The organism is uncultured Acinetobacter sp. (genome assembly GCF_947624825.1).
Classification (GTDB): domain Bacteria; phylum Pseudomonadota; class Gammaproteobacteria; order Pseudomonadales; family Moraxellaceae; genus Acinetobacter.
Map to the genome: position 1 here is coordinate 1 of NZ_CANQLZ010000108.1, position 4,008 is coordinate 4,008.

General features: G+C 40.3%; 3 protein-coding genes and 1 pseudogene. 3 read left to right on the forward strand and 1 reads right to left on the reverse strand.

The annotated features are described in order from the left end of the window. Nucleotides 1-1,145, reverse strand: a 1,145-nt coding sequence (locus Q0017_RS13410) for a protein-disulfide reductase DsbD domain-containing protein (protein ID WP_298147838.1), incomplete at its 3' end; no start/stop codon positions are given. Nucleotides 1,146-1,311: 166 nt separating this feature from the next. Here Q0017_RS13410 and Q0017_RS13415 point away from each other — a divergent pair. From Q0017_RS13415 to Q0017_RS13425, 3 genes and pseudogenes are all read left to right on the forward strand, one after another. Beyond that, nucleotides 1,312-2,001: a response regulator transcription factor gene (locus Q0017_RS13415; RefSeq protein ID WP_100355932.1), complete on the forward strand. Its 690-nt coding sequence runs from the start codon at nt 1,312-1,314 to the stop codon at nt 1,999-2,001. Beyond that, nucleotides 1,980-3,338: an ATP-binding protein gene (locus tag Q0017_RS13420; protein WP_297428395.1), complete on the forward strand. Its 1,359-nt coding sequence runs from the start codon at nt 1,980-1,982 to the stop codon at nt 3,336-3,338. Before Q0017_RS13415 ends, Q0017_RS13420 begins: the two co-directional genes overlap by 22 nt. A gap of 317 nt (nt 3,339-3,655) precedes the next feature. Next, nucleotides 3,656-4,008, forward strand: a pseudogene (locus tag Q0017_RS13425) (tyrosine-type recombinase/integrase); the annotation flags it as partial.

Below are 4,008 nucleotides of genomic sequence, written 5' to 3' on the forward strand. Positions count from 1 at the left end.
GGCGCACTCATACAGGGTCCGACGATTAGCGCAGAGATCATGCCCATAATGAATGAACCCCATAAGGTTCCACCTTTTTGTCGTTGTTGCCATTGATCTAAACGCTGTAATACACCTTGTGGTAAAGACAACTGGAATACGCCAAATAAATTCAATGCAAACAGCACGAACATCACGGCAAACACCCCAATAAAGATGGGACTTTGTAACCAACGTTGGAAGTTATAGCCGAGTCCTGCCACAGCTAAACCCATCAAGGCATAAATCAATGCCATTCCGACCACAAAGACACCAGCAATCATGCCGGCACGATAGCCACGATGACGTTGCACTAAAATACTGGATAAGATCGGAATCAATGGTAAGGAACAAGGTAAGAATGCGAGCAATACCCCTAAACCTAAAAAGATGATCAGATTCACTGCAATATTGTCTGTTGAAAGTAAATAAAAGAAGTACTGGTCGTTGTTCCAATCGGCCTGCTTCGTACGCTGTTCAGCATTCGTTATAGTCACAGATTCAGAACTTGCTTGCATCATCAAGGCATCCTCTAGCTCTGGTGCACTGGCTTCGCTAAGTTCTATGAAAGCAGTCACTTCAGAAGAGGGACTTAAGCCATTTTCATCCTCTTTAACTTCTGCTGTATTGGCTGGCGTTACAGCTGTTGCAGTTTCAGTGTTTTTTGCCTGTAGTTCTACTGGTATTGTAGTATTGGGTAACGACGACGATGTAACGGCATCTAATAATTTCTTTTGGGTTGTGCTTTGCTGACTCAGCTTGCTTGCCGGCAGTAAGACATCTGCATCGGTGTGAATGGCAGTACGCTGTACTGGATAACATAAGCCACTTTCGGCACAGCCTTGCCATTCGATTTTATAGCTTTGATTTGGTTGCATAGCGACAGTCGCTTGCACTTGCCCATAATGTACTTCAGTCATGCCGAAATTGGGGTCATCTTTTTGCTGTGGACGAGGCAGTTGCAGTGATAATGCTTTGCCATTTTCAATGACTTTAAGCTGATCATGATATAGATAATATCCATCAGCAATACGCCACGTGAAACTGGCTTGGTCTTGAGCTGTGGATACAGCCTGAAAAGAAAATGCTTGATCAGGGGGTAAAAAATCAGCGGATGCACTTTGCATACTCAAAATGCTGAACATTCCACACAGCCCTGCTAACCCTATACGCATAGATGACCTTAATACCCGACTTAAATCTATTTTGGTTGATTATGCAAAAGCATAAATTAAGGGAGCATTAACAAGATAAATCATTTATAAAATACAGGCAGGAAGTCAGGAAAACGCTATGTTTGTTGTTTTGGTTGAAGATGATCCATATATTGCCTCGAGTATTTGTGCCACTTTGGATTTTTTAAATATTTCAGTAGAACATGTGAGTCATGCGCGTGATGCAGATTATTTTATCCGTCACAGTGCAGTCGATTTATGTTTGCTGGATTTAGGCCTACCGGATCAAGATGGTTTAGACTTACTGCGATCATGGCGCAGAGATCACATTCATGTTCCTGTTTTGGTTTTAACCGCACGATTACAGACCCAGCAATGTGTTGAGGCCTTAAATGTCGGTGCCGATGACTATTTAACCAAGCCCTTTGAACTGGATGAACTAATTGCACGGGTTCATGCACTCACCCGCCGTCACCGCGGTTTTTCATCGAATGTCATTCAATTTGACCACTTAAAGCTCAATAAAGACACTCAAGAAGTCCATTATCAAGATCAAATGATTCAGCTTTCACGACGTGAATACAGTTTGCTTGAAACCTTGATGAGCCATCCAAATCAAGTGCTCAAAAATGAAGTGCTGTTAGATAAGTTATACGGCTTTCAAGATAGCATTGAAAGTAATGCCCTGAATGTCCATATTTATCACTTAAGGCAAAAATTGAATGCGGACTATATTCAGACCATTCGGGGTGTCGGTTATATGTTTAAAATTGCTGAGTCAATTCCATGCAAAAATCACACAGCTTAAAATGGCGCTTGGTCAGCAGTCTTCTGGCTGTGATGATCGGCTTATGGAGTGTGGTGTTTGTTTGGCTGTATATCGACTTACAAAAACGTCTACAGGAGACTCTAGATCAACGTCTACATGCCTCCGCACAAATGGTGGCACGGCTAATTCAACAATTACCACTGCAAAGCTTGGATGAGTCTGCCTTAGCCCAACAACTTCATTCCACAGACCAAGAACAATTGATCGCGTGCGAAGTATCATTATTTAGCTCTGACATCAGTGTAGGACAGCATGTGATTGCCAAAACACGCGGTGCACCGAAAGATTTAAGTCAGCAAGCGATTGGTTTTAGTACTTGGCAACAAGGTGAGACACAATGGCGCAGTTATGTATTGCGTCGCGGTGAGATTCAAGTGGTAGCTGCAGAGCGTATGTTTCTGCGAGAGTCTTTACTGAAACAAATTTTGCAATCGGTCTTAATTCCGCTGACCTTGTCATTATTGTTGTGCATCGGCTTAATTGTTTTGATTATTCGTCGGGAATTTAGAGCCTTGGATCAGGTTGCTAGTCATTTAAGTCAGTCAAATTTATCGCTCAATGAAGCAAGCCAATATCTCACAAGCTTAGATGCCAATACCATGCCCTCAGAGATCTACCCTTTTGTGCAAAATGCGAATCGCTTAGTCCATAAACTGCATCAAAGCCTTGAAAATGAAAAAGTCTTTAGTGCATATGCAGCACATGAATTACGCAGTCCTTTAACTGCAATTAAAACCAATGTGCAATTGGCACAACTGATGGCACAAAATGACGGCAATGCCAAATTGCAACAGCGTTTAGATCAAGCCAATCAAAGTATTCATCGTTATTCTGAATTACTTGAACAATTACTAATGCTGTCGAATACCGATCAATCTTTTGAACAAATCACAGCAAGCATTCAAATTAAACCTGTTGTTGCTCAGGTAATTCATGATTTAGCGCTCATTTATCCTGAAGCAACCTCTAAAATTCAAGTCGATTGGCACAGTCTTGGTGATTTAGCATTACCTGAATTTGTCTTATATGCCGTTGTTAAAAACCTACTTGAAAATGCCTTATTACATGCAAACGCTGATGTGATTGAGGTGAGCATGCAGGAAAATACGTTTTGCATTCAAGATAATGGTACACATTTAAATGCTGAAGATATTCTGTATTTGGGGCAACGTTTCTGGCGCAAGTCAGCACAACAAAAAGGTCATGGTTTAGGGTTGTCTTTGGTCAAGATGATGCTGCAACAATATGCTTACGCCGTCCAATTTGAACCGAATTTACCTACAGGATTAAAGATTACAGTGTTATCTCGAAGATAGTTGAATAAAGTTTCTTATCATTTTTGAGGTGGTGGCAATTTAACTCAGCGATTAACCCTTTAAATTATCAGTATTATTTAAAATTTTATTTACCCTGATTTACCCATATACAATAAAAGAGACCGTGGCATTTGCCACGGCCTCTTTTATTTAACTAAGAAGATTCCCGGCTTTTTCCGCCACATTCCCTCCAGCAATCAAATGCTGATAAAGATGAGCATCGGCATCTGTCCCTTTGATCATTCGATATTCAATATCACTCATACTCGCGTATTCTTTTGTAGCTTTAGCTTTTGCTAAAACGGTTGGATCTTCAGTTTGAAGAGGTAAATAAGTTAACCAGTAGAAAAATTGCGATTTTTTTAATATGTAGTTTAATCACTGGTTGCCGAAAGAATGAGCTACTTTCATTAAAATGGACAGATGTCGATTTTCGATGGAAAACAGCAAAAGTTAGAGATAAAATTGAAGATGAAGGTCGCCTAATTCCTCTGACGGCATATGTTGAAAGCCTATTTTTAGAACTAAGGAAAAATTCTGATTCTAAATTCATATTTAGCAGTAAGGGTGCTGAATGTGGTCATATTGTCAATCCTTACGATAGCTTAGAGAAAATATGTAAAAAACTAAATATTGAACTTACACCCCATGGATTGAGAAGGTCATATAA